Annotated in this window: 15 protein-coding genes; 3 read left to right on the top strand and 12 right to left on the bottom strand. The window is 44.5% G+C overall.

What is annotated here, in order from left to right:
* Positions 1-163: 163 nt before the first annotated feature.
* Entirely contained in the window at positions 164-2,470 is a 2,307-nt protein-coding gene (locus U0035_RS03475; protein ID WP_114792950.1) for a TonB-dependent receptor, read from the top strand.
* 3 nt (positions 2,471-2,473) lie between these two features.
* The gene (locus tag U0035_RS03480; RefSeq protein WP_114792951.1) at positions 2,474-3,622 is read left to right on the top strand and encodes a PepSY-associated TM helix domain-containing protein; all 1,149 of its coding nucleotides are present in this window, start codon (positions 2,474-2,476) and stop codon (positions 3,620-3,622) included.
* A 68-nt stretch (positions 3,623-3,690) separates the two neighbouring features.
* On the opposite strand, the gene U0035_RS03485 is transcribed toward U0035_RS03480, so the two are convergent.
* Positions 3,691-3,915, bottom strand: a complete 225-nt coding sequence (locus tag U0035_RS03485; RefSeq protein WP_114792952.1) for a hypothetical protein — start codon at positions 3,913-3,915, stop codon at positions 3,691-3,693.
* 364 nt (positions 3,916-4,279) lie between these two features.
* Between U0035_RS03485 and U0035_RS03490 the strand changes: the two genes are divergently transcribed.
* On the top strand, positions 4,280-4,597 hold the full coding sequence (locus U0035_RS03490) for a GIY-YIG nuclease family protein (protein ID WP_114792953.1): 318 nt from the start codon (positions 4,280-4,282) through the stop codon (positions 4,595-4,597).
* 223 nt (positions 4,598-4,820) lie between these two features.
* On the opposite strand, the gene U0035_RS03495 is transcribed toward U0035_RS03490, so the two are convergent.
* The 11 genes from U0035_RS03495 to U0035_RS03545 form a co-directional block, all read right to left on the bottom strand.
* Complete coding sequence (locus U0035_RS03495; RefSeq protein WP_114792954.1) at positions 4,821-6,026, bottom strand: acetate/propionate family kinase; 1,206 nt, start codon at positions 6,024-6,026, stop codon at positions 4,821-4,823.
* A gap of 27 nt (positions 6,027-6,053) precedes the next feature.
* Positions 6,054-8,138 carry a phosphate acetyltransferase gene (gene pta, locus U0035_RS03500; protein ID WP_114792955.1) on the bottom strand — a complete coding sequence of 695 codons (2,085 nt, stop codon included), beginning with the start codon at positions 8,136-8,138 and terminating at the stop codon, positions 6,054-6,056.
* Positions 8,139-8,168: 30 nt separating this feature from the next.
* Entirely contained in the window at positions 8,169-9,326 is a 1,158-nt protein-coding gene (locus tag U0035_RS03505; protein ID WP_211316548.1) for an alpha-hydroxy acid oxidase, read from the bottom strand.
* 196 nt (positions 9,327-9,522) lie between these two features.
* Positions 9,523-10,404: a sugar phosphate isomerase/epimerase family protein gene (locus tag U0035_RS03510; protein ID WP_114792957.1), complete on the bottom strand. Its 882-nt coding sequence runs from the start codon at positions 10,402-10,404 to the stop codon at positions 9,523-9,525.
* A 96-nt stretch (positions 10,405-10,500) separates the two neighbouring features.
* Complete coding sequence (locus U0035_RS03515; RefSeq protein ID WP_114792958.1) at positions 10,501-11,970, bottom strand: alpha/beta hydrolase family protein; 1,470 nt, start codon at positions 11,968-11,970, stop codon at positions 10,501-10,503.
* Between the two features lie 7 nt (positions 11,971-11,977).
* On the bottom strand, positions 11,978-13,534 hold the full coding sequence (locus U0035_RS03520) for a sodium:solute symporter family protein (RefSeq protein ID WP_114792959.1): 1,557 nt from the start codon (positions 13,532-13,534) through the stop codon (positions 11,978-11,980).
* A gap of 87 nt (positions 13,535-13,621) precedes the next feature.
* Positions 13,622-14,752 (bottom strand): four-carbon acid sugar kinase family protein, encoded by a 1,131-nt coding sequence (locus tag U0035_RS03525; protein WP_114792960.1) that lies wholly within the window; start codon positions 14,750-14,752, stop codon positions 13,622-13,624.
* A 173-nt stretch (positions 14,753-14,925) separates the two neighbouring features.
* Positions 14,926-15,723: an IS3 family transposase gene (locus U0035_RS03530; protein WP_162818026.1), complete on the bottom strand. Its 798-nt coding sequence runs from the start codon at positions 15,721-15,723 to the stop codon at positions 14,926-14,928.
* Positions 15,724-15,734: 11 nt separating this feature from the next.
* Positions 15,735-16,127, bottom strand: coding sequence for a transposase (locus tag U0035_RS03535; RefSeq protein ID WP_114793349.1), 393 nt, complete (start codon positions 16,125-16,127; stop codon positions 15,735-15,737).
* Between the two features lie 73 nt (positions 16,128-16,200).
* Positions 16,201-17,244: a 4-hydroxythreonine-4-phosphate dehydrogenase PdxA gene (pdxA, locus tag U0035_RS03540; RefSeq protein WP_114792765.1), complete on the bottom strand. Its 1,044-nt coding sequence runs from the start codon at positions 17,242-17,244 to the stop codon at positions 16,201-16,203.
* A 5-nt stretch (positions 17,245-17,249) separates the two neighbouring features.
* Complete coding sequence (locus tag U0035_RS03545) at positions 17,250-18,155, bottom strand: dihydrodipicolinate synthase family protein (protein WP_114792766.1); 906 nt, start codon at positions 18,153-18,155, stop codon at positions 17,250-17,252.
* Between the last annotated feature and the right edge of the window lie 44 nt (positions 18,156-18,199).

An 18,199-nucleotide genomic window follows, 5' to 3' on the forward strand; every position in this document is an offset into this window, starting at 1 on the left:
TCTCCAAAGGCTCTAAGAGCTCCTTCGGAGAGCGAATCGCTCCTGCATCACTGGCTCGAAATGACGAGCGTAATTTTTCCCGATCTCGTAAACCCAATATCGTATCTCGTAAACAGGTGCACCAACCTCCCTCCTACATTTGCGCCTCAATAAACCAATATCCATGCGCAAACTCCTCTTTCTACTGGCAGTATTAAGCATTGTCACCCTCATCAACGCACAAACAGGAACGATCACCGGTAATGTTACCACTTCCGATGGCAAACCGGCTGAGCTCGTTAATATCACCCTCGAAAAAACCAACAGAGGCGCCACGGTTAATGCCGCCGGGAAGTATACCATCAATAAAGTTCCCGCAGGTACTTATACCATCATCGCCAGCTTTACCGGATTGGTGAGCCAACAAACTCAGATAACGGTAACCGCCGGACAAGCCACCACGGCCGATTTCAGGCTTACGGAAAGCCGCGAAGAACTGCAGGAAGTGGTAGTACAATCCTCTTCTCATAGCGTTACCAATAAGGCTTCGGATATGATCGCCCGTATGCCTATCCGCAACCTTGAGAATCCGCAGGTATATAATATTGTAGGCAAAGAGCTCATCAAGCAACAAAATATTATTGCCATTACCGATGCCTTCAGCAATGCACCGGGTGTCAATCCTATTTTATATCCCAGTGGTGGTATCGGCGCTTTGTCGAGGGGTTTTTCTACGGATGTGAATGCCCGCAACGGCATGCAATCCACCACCGGCCGCTCCAGTGCCGATATTGCCAATATCGAGCGAATCGAATTTATTAAAGGTCCTTCGGGCACTTTGTTTGGAGGGGGTATTTCCTCCTTTGGGGGCGTGGTGAACCTGGTTACCAAAAAACCATTTGAAACTTTTAAAGGGCAGGTGGATCTTTCTTTAGGTAGCTTTAACCTCGGACGTATCAGCACCGATATCAATGCACCTTTAAACAGCGACAAAACCCTGCTCTTCAGGGCCAATGGCGCTATTCAAAAACAAGACAGCTATAATGAGCGTGGCTTTTATAACAGCGCCATCTTTGCGCCCAGCCTTTTGTATAAAGCAACCGATCGCTTAAACATACTCATCGATGCAGAGATCTACAGCGTCAATTCCGTACAACCCAGCTATACCCGTATTGATGAAGCAGCCGGCTTCCGCTCTTATGCCGATCTGCCCCTGGATTATAAAAGATCTTTATTAAGCAACGACCTGGATGCCAAAAGCACGGGCAGCAAATTCTTTGGAGAAGCCAAATACCAGATCAATGATAACTGGACCTCCACCACCGCCCTGGCTTTTGTAAACGAATATGTAGAACGCAGCTACCAGGACTATCCGGTTTGGTACAGCCGCGACAGCGTTGCCATCGATGTATCCAAATACGGACCCGTAAGTAATACCTATACCAACTTCCAGCAAAACTTTAACGGCAGCTTTAAAACCGGCTCTTTAAAACATACTTTCCTGGCGGGACTCAACTTTACACAAGCAGCCGGCTATGGACAAAGTGGCGGCACGGGAGTTATCCGCAGATTATCTGCCACCAGCCCCGGCAAAGTAGACCGTACTTTGGTGGACAGCGCACTGGTTCCGGGTTCGCTTATGGATTGGGGCACTTTAAAAAACATTACGTATGCCGCCTATGTATCAGACGTGATCAATTTTAGCGACCGCCTCTATGCCATGCTCAGCCTGCGGTACGATTATATGGATGCCCGCTCCAAAGGTCCCTGGGCCAGTCCGTATACACAGGGCTCCTTATCTCCTAAACTAGGATTGGTTTACCAGGTGATCAAAGACAAGGTATCGCTGTTTGCCAGCTATATGAACGGTTTTCAGAACTACCCGCCGGTTAGTCAGCCTGATGGCTCCCAGTTTATGGTAAAACCTATTTATGCGGTGCAGTATGAAGGTGGCGCCAAAGCTGAGTTGCTGGATAAAAAGATCAATACCACATTGAGTTATTATTATATCGACATCAATAATGCCATTCGTTACACTTCTGACTTCTTTGCTTTCCAGGATGGCAGACAGGTAAGCAAGGGTATCGAGTTCGACTTTACCGCCAATCCCGTTGCAGGACTTACCACCATACTCGGCTATGGTTATAACGACAACCGCATCATCAATACCGAAGGCATGGAGAACAATAAAGTTTCCAACTCTCCTACCCACCTGGCCAACTACTGGTTCAACTACCAGTTTCAATCAGGCAAGCTTAAAAACTTCGGACTGGGTGCCGGTGGCAACTATGTATCTGATGCGTATTTTGATGATACCAATCTCTTCCTGCTACCCGCTTATCATATCGTAAACGCCAGCGCGTTTTATGAAAATGATAAATGGAGAGTAGGTTTAAAGTTCAATAATATCGGCAATCAAAGAAGCTGGGGCTTCTGGGGAGCGCCCAATCCCACCCGCAATTTCGTGGCCAATTTCACCTTCAAATTCTAAGGGTTGAAGGCAAAAAAAGCCATTGGCAAAATACACTTCTGGCTCGGACTTTCGTCCGGGCTGGTTGTTTTTATACTCGGCATTACCGGTTGTATACTGGCTTTTGAATATGAGCTCAAAGACCTGTTTTATCATCAACGCATATTTACCCCTCCACCCCACAACCAGCCTATGCAGCCTGCCAGCCAGTTACTTAATGTGGCGGCAGCAGCGCTCGGCTCCGAGTACCGGCCCGACAATATCCGCTACTACGAACCCGGCAGAAATGTGCAGGTAGGCGTATATCAAACCAATGAGCAGGGCTGGAATATGTTCAGCCATATCAAAGCCTATAAAACGGTTTATGTAAACCCCTACACCGCAAAAGTGGTGTATGTGGAAGATACGAAATACGAGTTCTTTTACCTGGTGTTTAGCCTGCATTATGATCTTATGCTGGCCGGTACCGGCGAAAAGATCGTAGGCTGGGCCACGGTTATTTTTATTGTGATGTTGATTACCGGGCTGGTGTTATGGTGGCCCAGGAACAAAGCTGCTGCCCGGCAACGGTTTTCTTTTAAGTGGAAAGCCACCACCAAATGGAAACGCAAAAACTACGACCTGCATAATATACTCGGCTTTTACGCCCTGCTCTTCGCGCTGCTTATTGCCCTTACCGGTTTGGTATGGGCTTTTACCTGGTTCGATAGCAGTGTGCAGTGGCTGGCAAATGGCGGCAAGCATACGCCGGACTGGCCAACCTTTCAATCAGACAGCACTGCCACACCACATGCAGCAGTGTATGATCATATACTCGCGCACATGCAGCGGCAGGCCCCCAATGAAAAAACCTATTATATCAGCGTACCCGCCACTAAAAGTGAAAGCGTCTATGGCTATGCCCAATCCTTCAACAAAAATTATAAATGGACCGGCTTTTATTACGACCAGCAAACCGGCAAAAACCTTTGGCTCAACCGGTTTAAAGACCGCCTGCCCGGCGATCAGCTCCGTAATATGAACTTCGATATCCATACCGGCCTCATCCTCGGTTGGCCTGGTCGTATACTTGCCTTCCTGGTAAGCTTTATTGCCGCAGGCCTGCCCATCACCGGTTTCTATATCTGGTGGGGCAGAAAGAAGAAGCCTTCGTCGGGCTCAGGCCGACACTAAGGTCAGTATCAGCATTGCCCTTATAGCCTTTTTCGATTCGTTAGTTAAATAGTTATGCGGGCCGCTGCCTATTCCCACGCTACCAACTGGCCGCAACAGGGCAGCGCCAGGCTACTGCGGGTATATGCACTCCCTTTTGCCGTTCCGTTAGGCGTAATAGCCAGGGCCACCTGCGAAAGATCGATAGGTGTTTCATCAGGATCGGGCGTGTCTGTTTTTTGGCAGGACATTGCCATGCTTAACAGTAGTAAAGCGAAGAATAGGGAGCCCGTACGGAGGGATCTTGTTTTCATAATTTTGGTTTTATTCAATTGATCAGTGTAAAAGTTTAGGGTACAAATATGGAGAGTTGGGGGTTGGCAGCATATCCTTTAAAAGGGGGATTTTTTGCGATTCGGCAAGCTCTCCGGAGCGAAGCGGAATGCCCGTGCCGGTTCGGGCGGGGAGGTATTTCATGTTACGGAGCGGGATTCGGCTTTTTTTACCGTCATCCCGACCGAAGCGCAGCGTAGCGGAGGGATCTCGAGTTACGGAGGGGGATTCGGCTACACGTAGAGGTTTCTCCGTGCGCTCCTACGTCGCTTAGTCGAAACGACGGCATGGGTGGTCATCCATCGTGAATTAAATTAAGTCCCGATAATTTTGTAAATTACCAATATGGACAAAGGCGGCTTTATCTATATCCTAACCAATAAAAGACTCACCGTGCTTTACACCGGCGTTACAGCTAACTTAAGGAGACGAATATGGGAACACGAGCATCATGAAAAGCCGGGTAGCTTTACTGATCAATATAATGTTTGCTTCCTCATCTACTACGAATGGTTCGATAATATAGTAACAGCTATCGCGAGAGAAAAACAAATAAAGAAATGGAGGAGGGAAAAGAAAGAAGCGCTGATCTCAACTAAGAACCCTGACAGGGAATTTCTTAACGACGAAGTGTATAATGATATTTATAGGTTATTATATTGAGCAAAGGCCTCCCGTTACAGTCATCCAGACCGAAATTCATGCAAAGAACGTGGTGGAGGGATATAGCGTTACGGAGCGGATTTGACTAATAGTAGAGGTTTCTCGGCTCGTTCTCCGAAGGAGTTCTTCGAACCTGAGTCACTCGCTCTCCAAAGGAGTCCTTCGGACGAAACGACGGCATGGGTAATTGTCATCCTGAACCAAACAGCCTCCAACCGTCATGCTACCTTACCACCTCCCATGTCTGTAAAGCAATTTCCAGCTCCTCATTTGTTGGTATAACTAATATCTTTACCGGGCTATTTTCCGCCTGGATTTCTACCGGTTGTTTGGGATGATTTTTTGAAATATTAGCGGCCTCGTTGATCACAATGCCTAATCCTGACAGATTACTGCAGGAAAGCTGCCTGGTTAGCGCGTCATTCTCTCCTATGCCGGCGGTAAATATTATGGTATCTACCCCGTTTAAAACCGCCGTATAGGCCCCTATATATTTTTTGATGCGATGGGTGTACATTTCATAGCAAAGAATGGCATGTTTGTCTCCTTCATGGTACAGCTTGCTGACATCCCTTGCATCATTACTGCCGGTGATCCCCAGCATGCCACTTTGCTTATTCAACACATTTTTGATTTCCTCCAGCGACATATTCATTTCTTCGGCCATGTGAAAAATGATCGAGGGATCGATATCGCCGCTACGGGTACCCATGATCAGTCCGGCCAGCGGACCAAAGCCCATGCTGGTTTCTACGCTCTCCCCTTTTTCATTAATGGCACACATACTGGCACCATTACCCAGGTGTATAGTAATGGCTTTCAGATCGGTTTTATCCAGGTGTTTTGAAGCCTGTTCATATACATATTTGTGACTGGTTCCATGAAAGCCATAGGTTCGAATCCTGTCTTCCCGGTAATATTTTTCGGGTATGGCATAACGAAAAGCTTTTTCGGGCATCGTATGATGAAACGCCGTATCAAATACTGCTACCTGGGTAGCATTGGGAAAGGCTTTCTCTGCCGCATTAATACCTATAAGATTGGCCGGATTATGCAAAGGCGCTAAAGGAATCAATTCTTTGATGGCCTCTTTTACCTCGCTGGTAACGATCTGCGTTTGGGTGTAATGCTCGCCACCATGCACTACTCTATGTCCTATGGCTTTAATATCTTCCCTCTGCTGAATAACACCGGTTTCTTCACTCACCAGCAAGTCTGAAATGGTATTGAAAGCCACTGTGTGATCGGGCAGATCGAGGCATATTTCTTTTTTATTTTCGTTTCCGTTTTTAGTCCAGGAGTGAACGATATTGCTTCCGTCCATACCTATACGTTCAGCAAGTCCCTTAGCCAATACGCCGCCGGTTTCCACATTAATAAGCTGGTACTTTAAAGAAGAACTGCCCGCATTAATCACCAATATTTCCATCAGATCCTTTTGAGTATTTTTATTTGGTTATTGCCCCGATTGTATGGCGGTGATCACTACAGTATTGTAAATATCATCCACAGTAGCACCGCGGCTCAGGTCGTTAATAGGTTTATTTAAGCCCTGCAGCATAGGACCTACTGCCAATGCACCGGTCTCCCTTTGCACGGCTTTATACGTATTATTACCGGTATTCAGATCGGGGAATATCAATACATTCGCCTGCCCGGCTACCGGGGAGTTGGGCATTTTGCTTCTGCCTACTACCGGATCTACGGCCGCATCATATTGTATAGGTCCCTCTACCAGGAGGTCAGGTCTTTTTTCTTTAACGATTCCCGTTGCCGTTCTTACTTTCTCCACTTCTGCACCGCTACCCGAAGCCCCGGAGGAGTAAGAAAGCATGGCCACTTTAGGTGTAGTAATACCAAATGCTTTAGCCGAATCGGCCGAAGACATGGCTATTTCGGCTAGTTGTTCCGCTGTAGGATTAGGCACAATAGCACAATCGCCATAAACCAAAACCCTGTCGTGCAGCAGCATGAAAAATATAGAAGAAACCGTATTGAACCCTGGGCGGGTTTTTACAAACTGCAGAGCCGGCTTGATCGTGTGTGCCGTTGTATTTACCGCACCCGATACCATTCCATCTGCTTCTCCTTTATACACCATCATCGTTCCGTAGTAAGACACATCCAGCATCAGGTCTTCCGCAGCAGCCAGCTCCAATCCTTTTGATTTACGCAGTTCATATAAAGTTTGGCTGTACTCCCCATACTTCTCACTATTCTCCGGGTCAATAATTTTAATTCTTTCATCATCCCAATAAAGGCCCAATTGGGTTACTTTGGCCTTTATAGAATCGGGGTTTCCTAATACGGTGAGGTATACAATTTTATCTTTGGCCAGGTTAGATGCAGCCGTTAATATACGGTCATCTGTTCCTTCGGGTAATACAATATGTCGCTGTAATTTTTTCGCTGTAACCAGCATATTATACTGGAACATACGCGGCGTGATACTCTCTGTTTTTACTGAATTGATCTTTTCACTTAATGCTTCTGCATCAACAGCTCCTTCAAAAAGATCGAGACATAATTTGATCTTATACTGGTTGGCCGGGTAGATACGTGTTTTTATATTGGCTACTTTATTAGCCGTTTCAAAAGTACCGGTTGGCACGGCCAATACAGGTAAAGGCTTCTGAGAGCCATCCATCAGGTTAACGATCGAACGTTCCGGCAAAATACCGGCAGACAATACTATACCCGCTACATTGGGATACTGCGGCGATATATTCGCCAACATGGTACCTACGATGAGGTCGCCTCTGTCACCTGGGATAACACATACACAGTCCTCCTGCATACGAGGCAGGTAATTGGCCAGCTGCATACCCCCGATGATAGAACTTTTGGCTACATTTTCCAGTTTATCGGCTCCGAATAGAACATGCGCTTTCAAATGATCGGCAATCTCCTGCATAGACGGCTTGGTCAGTTCTTCATCATTAGGAATAACCGACACCACAATTTCATTACGCAGGTGCTTATCAATCTTTTCTTTTACTTCCTGTACATCTTTGGTGCACCTGCTTACAAATAATCCGATAATATTCAGATCCTTCGCGAGGAAGGAATGCACTTCTGCTATTACATTGTGCACCAGGTTCGCAACTGTTGCGTAACTGTCCCTGGTAACCAGCAGCACCGGCATGGCGAGACTCTGCGCCACAGAAGCATTAAAATCCGCTTCAAAAACCGAACCTTCTTCTTTAAAATCGCTGCCCTCTACCAATACAAAATCGAATTGCTCTTCGAGCTTTTTATATTTGTTGATGATGGTTTCATACACTTCGTTCAGCTTGCCCTGGTTCTCCATCTCGCTCAGCTCCGACCTCGTGAATGCATAAGCATCCTCATAATTCATATTGATCTTAAAATGTGTGAGTATGGTATCAATATGATTGTCTTTAGGCTCATGGCTATCGATCAGCGGTTTGAAATAAGCTACTTTAGTAGTAGTACGCTGCAACATCTGCATCAGGCCCAGGCTGATCAATAATTTCCCGCTCTGCGCAGTAGGAGTTATTACATAAACGGAACGGTTCATTACTATAAGTTTTGCAGCGAATATGCTGCGTTATTTAATCAGCGTAGCAGGAAAATCATGAACAGTTTCACAACATACCTGTTCCATTACCTGCTTTAACTGTGCCTTGAGCATCGCAATGGTATGATCACCACCTTCCTTTCCTAATGCGCCAACACCGTACATGAACGGGCGCCCCATGAAAGTGAAATCGGCGCCACAGGCTAGAGCGCGGCCAATATCCGGACCCGAACGGAGTCCGCTATCGATCATTACTTTGTATTTGGATTTGAATTTATTGGCCAGGCCTTTTAAAGGTTTGATCGTTGATTCACCCGCTTCAATTTGACGACCACCATGGTTAGAAACAATAATACCATCTACACCTATGTTTGCGCAAATAGTAGCATCTTCTTCGCTTACCACTCCTTTTATCACCAGTTTGCCTTTCCACTTGTCGCGGATCGCCTGCACTTTTTCTGCATCAACCCTTCCTGTAAAAGTGGCGTTCATAAACTTACCCAGCTGCTTCATATCCATCCCCTTCTTCATATAGGGCTTTAATGTAGCAAAAGATGGAATACCCACTCTTAAGGTTTCTATACCCCAGGTAGGGCACATAGCGGCCTGTATAAAATTGTTGATGGTTTGTTTGGGCGGCATCGAAAGACCCGCTTTGATCTCACGATAACGAAGTCCGAAAGAAGGTACATCGATCAGTACGACCAATACATCGCAATTAACGGCTTCTAACCGGCGTAACAGGTCATCACGCAGTTCATTATCGGTGGGGTGATATAGCTGGAACCAGAATTTACTTTCGGTCAACTCGGCAATTCTTTCAATACTACTGGTAGATACCGTACTTAATATATAAGGTACATTATGTTTCAAAGCCGCTTTCGCCAGGATCTCGGGAGCATTGGGCCACATTAAGCCCTGTAAACCTACCGGGGCAATACCAAAAGGTGCATCGTAAGTATGGCCGAACAGCTCCGTTTGCATATTAACACCTCTGTGTTGTTTTAAGTACTGCGGCATCAGGAAAACGTTCTTAAAATCTTCTTCGTTTCTCCACACATTCAGTTCATCATTGCAGCCACCTTCGAGGTAATCAAAAGCAAACTTAGGAACCCTTTTTTTTGCTTTTCTTTTCAGATCCGCTACGGACGGATATTTGGTATTGTATTGTAACAAATTTGTGCTCATAATAATAGATCGGGCAAATTTAACTTTTATAAACCCACAAGATTACTAAACTAATCATTTTTTTGTGTCCTGTACCGTCCGGTGCCGCAATAATATTACTTTATGAGCCTTTATCCGTCACATTAATATCATGTTTAAAGCAAACATTTACAGCAACTCCGTTTATCAACTCTAACACTGTTTATTTAGTTTATTTTTACTCCTGTTCTGGCTGAAATACCTTTTTCAGGTAAGCCACATTGGCTCCATAGTTATATTTCACATTAGTAGGTTGACTGGCGTCGCGACTACGCTCTACTACCAGCCACCCCTTCCACTTCATTTTGTCTAAAACTTTTTTAACCTTATACAAATCAATCTGCTGATCTTTCTCTAACCAAACACTGTCTTTATTGGTAGCATGGATCATGGCGATATTTTTCGCCCCCAAAGTCCTTAGCTCAGCATACAGGTTCCTCCCTCCCTTTAACGGATTTGAAAAATTGAAATAGATCTTAATAGCCGGGGAACCTATTTCTTTCAACAGCTGTTTTTCCTGTTTAGCAGAAAGCGCTGTTTCGATGGCTATCACAACCCCGGCATTTTGGGCCATTTTGCCTACTATTTTTAAGCGGCTGATCACAGAGTCCCTGATACTCTTGCCGGAAGCAATATCGCACTGAACGCCCATAGGAAGGAAAGCCGTTTTAATACCCATCAACTGCATAGTTTTAATACAGTCGGATACTGATTGGAGATACTCTTCCCTGCCGCAAAAAGATTGTGCGTAATAGCCCGTCATTGCCAGCGAGAATAGCTCCACACCATTATCCTTTGCGGCCTTTAAGTATTGCTGCCTGATAGAATCTGTTAATAACTTGTTATCGAAGGTAGGCCGGTTACCCAGGCCGCCCATGTCTACCTCAAGCCCATCTGCTTTTAATTCTTTAGCCAGGGCAACAGCACTCAGTTTCTGGCGTTTCAATAACATCAGGTCTATTAAACCAATCTTGTAACGGCTTTTTTGCCCCATTGCCGGCAGTGCCAGTAACGCGATAACGCTACTTAACAAAAACAGCTTTCTAATTTGTTGCTTCATTTTTAAATAAAAGAGGTCCTGGTTTGCAATGCTAAACTAGGACCAGTGATGAAAAAAAATTATGATTGTAAACAGGTGTCGGCATGAGTGTACCCATTATTTTATAGCGGCTTCAAACACTTTCTCCAGGTTGGCAAATCCTTTTATGGCATGCGCCGGTAATTTTTCGCCCTTATCACCAAACACATACATATCGGTCGTTTTTTCAATGGCAATACCTGATTCATCTATTTGGCCATTCTTCTCAATGGCTGCCAGGTTGAGGTTTAGATTTTTCGCCATAAACCGGTATACGGCTGTTCTTTTATTAATACCAAAATCATGCTTCTCATCGGGCAGATGCACGTTGGTCACATTCTCTTTTTTGCCGTACCAGCTATACATTTTTTGGAGGTAAGGAAAATCATGTTCCGGCATTCTGTCCGTCCAGTCGCCCCCATCAGATACCAATAATTGGGGGTTTGGAGCCGCCATAGCCGCCAGTTCCAGGTTATCCGTTCCGCCCCCGCACATAAATACCGGCATACCACTTTCACAGGGGCAGCCCCCATACATATAAGACGACACTGAAACCACCGGAGCGGACACTTTAATGCGTTCGTCAATAGCGGTCATTAAAACCGTATGACTACCTCCGCCTGACCCTCCCGTAATACCTACACGGCTGGGATCGGCTTCTTTCAAGGTTAACAGGTAATCCAGGATGCGAATAGCGCCCAGTGTTTGTATGGTTTGAGAAAGGCTCTTACGATGGTCGGCATATTCAAACTGCAAACCTGACTCACCCCAGCCAAACAGGTCATAGCTAATGGTGATAGCGCCCATTTTAGCTAGTGCTGCACAACGTATCTGGCAATCGGCGCGAAAACGATGATCGGCCCAGTGTCCATCAGGGTTTAGTATAATAGGAACTTTGCTCCGCCCGGCTGCGCCATTCGGACGGGTCTTGATCTTTGCAGGACGATAAATAGATCCGTTTACCCAAACGCCTTTTAATATTTCGATAGCAATATTCTCTACCGTGTAGCCCTCATGCTTTCTTTTGGGTGTAATAATAGGCTGACTGATGGGATAAGCGGGCAATTTTGATAACTGTAATGCATCCATGATACAGGGACGTAGCAGTTTCTTACGCGCTTCCCATTCGGTAAGATTCTTGTATTGCGCGGCAATGCGATCCAACTCTGCCCACCCTTCGGCCACCGGCCAGCGATAGTACTCAAACTCACTTACTTTGTATTTTTTATTCCCATCGGGTTTTACTTTCAGATCGAAAGGCGCCAGCACGTTTTTTAATGTTTCATCGACATCTGTACGGTAACGCCATTTAGCATATTTCAGATTTTTTCCGGCTACCAGTTTCTCATCAGCCCGAACCGTAACTCCAAAATGCTGTTCTATATCTTTCAACACATCTTTTAAAGGCAATTCATAAGCTCCATCGCTGCTATTGGATTGAGCGAACGATGTGAAAGAACTGACCAGGAGTATTAACACTGGCACCAATGTGCGACCCGCGACGGCAGACAGGCGCAAAGCCGCTGCTGCATATTCAAAAGACTTCATAATTATTTTATTTTTCGTTTACTTCCCGTTTCCTGTTCTTTTTCCAGGTACTGAATAACAGATTGGGCGCCACTTCCGGTTTGGGGAAGAACAGGCTGGCCACATATCCAACTCCAATTAATACCAAATGGCTGTATACGCCCAACATGAGTTTATTATGTGTAAAATTATAGGATCCTAAATCGAGCAACAACTTAGGATCTTTTAAACCAATAGGCGTAGAGGTGAGAAAGGCATACGCTGTAAAAAGAATACAGGTGATAATCCCAATATTAACACCCTGCCGGTTAGCACGTGCACTGAAAAGGCCCAGTAGAAATATGCCCACGATACCACCAGAGAAAATAGCATATATGGTAAATATAATTCCCAATACGCCTTCATCCCCCGACAGAATGTAAAGCGCACCAATACCCACTGTTAACAAACCAGAGATCACCACAAACAGTTTACTGGCCTTTAAATACTGCTTATCCGTCTTACCCGGAACGATCTTTTTATAGTAGTCTTCCACACCTACTGCTGCCAGCGAATTCAGATCTGCGCTTAAACTGCATATTGCCGCAGATAAAAGGGCTGCAATAATAAACCCAATCACACCCGGTGGTAACTGTGTCATAATGAAATGCGGGAAAGCAGCTTCTGCTTTCATACCAACCGGTGCACCATTCTGTTGATAGTATACGAATAAAGCGGTACCAATCAGCATAAACATGGTCCAGATAGGCACTGTTAATGAAATGCCGAGGAAAGAGGCCTTAATAGCATCCTTATCTGTTTTCGCAGTCAAATATCTTTGTACCACTGTTTGATCGGTGGCATATTTTTGAATGGCATAAAAAGCTCCGTTGATGATCATAACGATCAATGTAAGTTGCTTAAAATCGAATTCATAGGGACCGAAACCGGTGCGGTTATTTTCTGTCGCAATCCTTATAGCCTCAGGAATACCGCCTTTAATAGAGCCTAACAGCACCGTTAAACATACGATACCACTAAAGAAAAGCATAAAGCCCTGGAATACATCCAGCCAGATTACGGCCTGTATACCTCCCTTCAAATTCACAATTATTAATATAACACCTACTACGGCTAATACAATAAAAGGATTGACATGAATCATCTCTTTAATGGCAATGGCAATCAGAAACAGCACAGTACCCATTCCGGCAAACTGCCGTATGATAAAAGATAGAGAACTATAGTATCGTGCGAAACTTCCAAACCTTTTTTCAAAGTATTCATAGGTACTTAACCCAATCGATTTCCTGAATAAAGGCACAATAAACCATATACATCCCAACAGTACCACCGGAACCATTAGCCCTTGTACGAGCAGGATCCAGTTGCTGGTATATCCCTGTGCGGGATAACCCAGAAAAGTGACACTACTGATCAAAGTAGCCAGCAATGATAAACCTAAGGCCCAGGAGGGAATATTGCCTTTAGATAAAAAGAAGTTTTGAGTGGAAGTTTGCTTTTTCGAAAACTTAAAGCCCAGGAATACAGTAATTCCCAGAACAAGGATGATAATGGCAAAATCAATAAAGTGCAATCGGCTCATGTCATTATTTATTTTTGCTGGTCTTAACCAACTTTTGGCGTATTACTTTAGAGGTCTCTATACGGAAGGCGGCTTCAAGAGTTATCCTTACACATCTTCATATAATTTATATTGTTGCCTGATGGGTTCCGGTAGGTTATAACTACCCGGCTTAACGGTAATTAACATGTCGCCTGCTTTCATTTGAACTACCCCACGTTCCCATTCATATACCGGCTCAAAACAGTTTATACCAAAAGCGTGGAAAATAGCGGCAGCCGTAGCCCCACCCTCTATTAGTAGTTCATCTATTCTGAATTGACCGGCGAGCCTTTTTACTTGTTCTGCCATTTTTAAACGCAGGTGTGCAGCTTCAAACGCAGACGGGTTAATAGTTTCATCAAATGCAACAATAAGCTGCTGATGTTGTTGTAAAATCTGCATCGCCTTTTCAGCCCATATATCCAATCCCCGGCTTCCATTCATTATACTACTGCCTATATAAGCGGTATAACTACTACCAAAATACCGGATCAGCTCTACACTTTTATTAAATGATGTACCACTAACATATACATGAGCATTGCTTCGAAAAGGCTGGCCTGCTCTTATTTGTTTTTTATAACTACGCTTTAACAGAGCTTCAAAAAAATCGCCAGATCCTGCGGCAATACAGCACGCATCTACACGCGCCGCCCATTGATCTACTTCTTCACCGCTTGCAGCAGACGATACTATGTTTAAGCCCATGAATAGTTCTTCACCTTTATGGAGTACTTTGACAGGGTGATCCAGCATTTCAGCAATATCTGAGGACTGTATGGCAAATTCAGGATCTTTTGCAAAGCCGGTGTGGCTGATTGCAATACCATCGATCAAATACTGCCCGTTCCTGATTGTTCTGCCTAAGGAAGGATTAGCTGGTAAGATCAGGGCTTTCGCTATACCCAGCACTTCCATCTGTATATTCAGCTCATCAGCAACATAGCCTCTTAAAACAGAATCGGTCTTTTTGAATATGAAATCCGGTTGCAGTTGCACAGCCACCTGTGTAGCTAATTTCACAGCCTGCAAGGCATCATCCTTTTGCATTGACCGGCTATCTGTTGAAATAATATATACATCGGCATCACCCTGCAGTGATCCGTCGAGGCAAAGCGAAACCTTTAAGCCGTAGCCCAGGCTTATACCCGCGAGCTCAGCCGCCCCTGTAAAATCATCTGCAATAACTACGATCATAAAGTGAGTGATGAATGGTGAATGATGAGTAGTGAGTGGTGAATAGTGTCATGTCCTGAAAAAAGTGGACATTTTTCTTGTTAATAATATTGTTTCAAATTTCATTATTTAATAAAAGTTAACCTTAGAATTACACCGCCCGCGCGGCGAGCGCATCTTCCTGGTTTGACATACTATGCTGCATTGTGTAACTGTATAGGTATTCTTAAATTTAAAGACCAATGGGGACGGCGGTAATTATAAGTATATATGGCCTCTTTCACTGCTTTAAATGCTTCCTGCTTATCGGCAAATACACTATCTAAAAGAAATTCCTGTTTCAATATCCCATTTACCCTTTCTGCCTGTGCATTCTCGTAACAATGATTTTCTTCAGTCATGCTAATTTCCATTCCGGCCTCCTGTAGTGCTGACACATAAGCATCACAACAATACTGGATGCCCCGATCGGAATGGTGGATCGTTCCCAGCGTCGAAGGATACTGCCGGATACTCATCTCAAGAGCTTTTAGTGCTCCAGCAATACCCAAACTCTCACTCAAATGCCAGCCGGTGATCTTTCGAGACCAGGCATCTGTTTGCAAAAACAGGTATACAAACCCGCTCGACGTCCTCAAATAAGTAATATCACTTACAATTACCTGGCCGGGTCCTGTAAGTAATTGATCTTTAACCTTATTGTTATACTTGCGAAAGCGATGATAAGAATCCGTTGTAGTAACATACCTCCTTCTTCTTTTTATCAGCAACTTCTGCTTGCGTAGTATATCAAAGAACTTATCGCGACCAACTCTACTGCCCGGTTTTGCCAAATCAGCTTTTAATAACGAATACAGTTTTTTACCTCCTATCATCGGCTGATAACGCCGAACCGAACCTACTAAATCTACCACTACAGCCTCTGTTAAATCCGATTGAATAATTGTTCTCAGCGATTTATAATAACCCGAACGGCTGTAACCAAAGTACAAACACAGCCGATTTACTTTTTGCCCTTTCTCCCCACACATGCGGATGACTGCTGTGCGAAATTTTTTTTTACATCTGTATCATAATGCTCATCCACTATGTCGATTAGTGTCTCCAAAGCTTGCTTCTCCAACATGCTGTCTGCCAAGGCCAGCTTCAGCTTTTTTACTTCAGCTTCCAATTCTTTTAAACGGTCTTTTTCTTCAAGCGTCTCCACTCTTAACACTTTACTTAATAAATGATGTTTACCAAATTGTCTGATCCAATTTTGAATAGTACTGCCCCCGCCGATATTATACCGCCTGCGAACAGACTCTACTGATAACCCTTTCTCCACTTCTCTGACAACTTTTTGCTTAAAGCTAATACTATACCGAACCTGTTCTCTAATGGATATCTTCGTCATCCGTCAGTTTTTTAATATAAAAACTGTCAACCTATACCAGGACAAGACATAGTGAATGAACACTCATTACTACTTACTGATTACTCATTTTCTTATTGTTCGCCAGCTGGACAGCGCTTTCTATCGCCAACACCATGGCATCCGGACTTGCGATGCCCTTACCCGCAATTTCAAAGGCTGTTCCGTGATCAACTGATGTTCTTATTATCGGCAAGCCCAGGGTAATGTTTACACCTTTTACGCTTTCCATCTGCTGCTTCTCAGCGTTCCACTTAAATCCGGCTAATTTGAAGGGAATATGTCCCTGATCGTGGTACATAGCTACTACCCCACCGTAAGCCCCCGTAGCTGCTTTGGCAAACATAGTATCCGGGGGTACAGGACCTTCCACATCATAACCACGGCTGCGCGCCTCTTCAACTGCCGGTAATATTTCCTGGTCATCTTCTGTACCAAACAGCCCGCTATCACCAGCATGCGGGTTTAAACCGGCCACACCAATTTTAAGGTTAGTCTTACCCAGACTTGTAAGCCCATTACGTAGTAATTCTATTACTTCCAGTATGCGATCTTTTTTAACCAGGTCACAGGCCTGCCTTAATGAAACGTGTGTGCTTACGTGAATAACATTGATATGATCCTCCACCAGCAACATAGCGTATTTTTTTGTATTGGTGTAGTGCGCATAAATCTCGGTATGGCCGGCAAAATGATGACCGGCTTCATTGATCGATTTTTTATTGATCGGTCCGGTAACCGTAGCATCTACTTCACCTGCCAATGCCAATTGTATCGCTTTTTCCACCGACCTAAAGCTGGCTTCGCCGCACATGGCATCAATCTTACCGTACTCGAGTTTCGACGTATCCACGTTTTTCAAATCCACCACATCGATCGTACCGAAAGCAAAACCAGCATCCGCTGGCTTTTCAATACTATTTACTTTTACATCCAGACCTAGTTCAGTAATGATCTTTTCAAATACCCCTGCATCACCAGTAATCAGTGGTCTGCATATCTCGTATATCTTTTTATCTTTTAAAGCTTTTACTGAAATCTCAGGACCAATACTGGCAGGATCGCCCATTGTAATAGCTACTATAGGTAAAGTATTCATTATTTCTAGTTGAAATTAATTTGCTGTAAATGTTGAATTAATTGTGTTGCCTGCTCATCGCTCTGTGGCTGCAATGGAGGCATCACCACCGCTTCGCAAAGTCCGCGTTGCTGCATCAACACTTTTAATGCCCAAAGGCTCTCACCCAGGGTTCTGCCGGATTGGTACAGGTTTCCTCCTGTATCACTATGCTGCTGCATTTCATAAGCCAGGTCCTTATTTTCTGCCTCTACAGCTTCCTGCATTTTTTGATAAATGCCTGGAAATACATTACCAGTACTGGGTATCAGGCCATCACTCCCTCCCAGCAATGCATCTGCCGACCTGGCGGCCCATCCCAGGAAATGGCCAAAGTCGCTGCGATTCTTCCATAACTGCAATGATTGCTGCAACCTTTCATCACTGCGTTCAGAATCTTTTGTAGCTACGATGTTAGGATGATGGCTTAATTCGTCTATAACGGATAAAGGAATGCTCATATGGGTAGTAGCCGGTATATTGTAGATGATCAGTGGCACGGATATCGCATTGGCCAAATCTTCAAAATATTGTTTCATCTGGCTTTCTGTTAACACATAGTAAGAAGGCAAGGTAGCAGCCACTGCATCTACCCCCTTATCGGCGCAGTAATTTGCAAAATCAACAGACTCACCGATGACATTAGAGGAGACTCCTGCATAAAGAACAGAGCCTGGTTTTTTAAATTTCACAGCTGCCATTACATAGTCTTTCTTTTGCTGAAAAGAAAGAGAAGGAGCTTCCCCGGTAGTGCCTAAAATAAAAGGTGATGCATTATGCGCGTAGAAATTATTAAATATTCGCTCTACGGCAGCTTCATCTATGGCCCAATCCTCTTTAAGCGGCGTTACAGCCGGCACAATTATTCCTTTAAATTTGTTTTCTATACTCATTGATCATATTTTATTTGTTTCGTGCCGACACGAAACAAGGCTTG

Origin of the sequence: Niabella yanshanensis, from assembly GCF_034424215.1 — a bacterium.
GTDB classification, from domain to species: domain Bacteria; phylum Bacteroidota; class Bacteroidia; order Chitinophagales; family Chitinophagaceae; genus Niabella; species Niabella yanshanensis.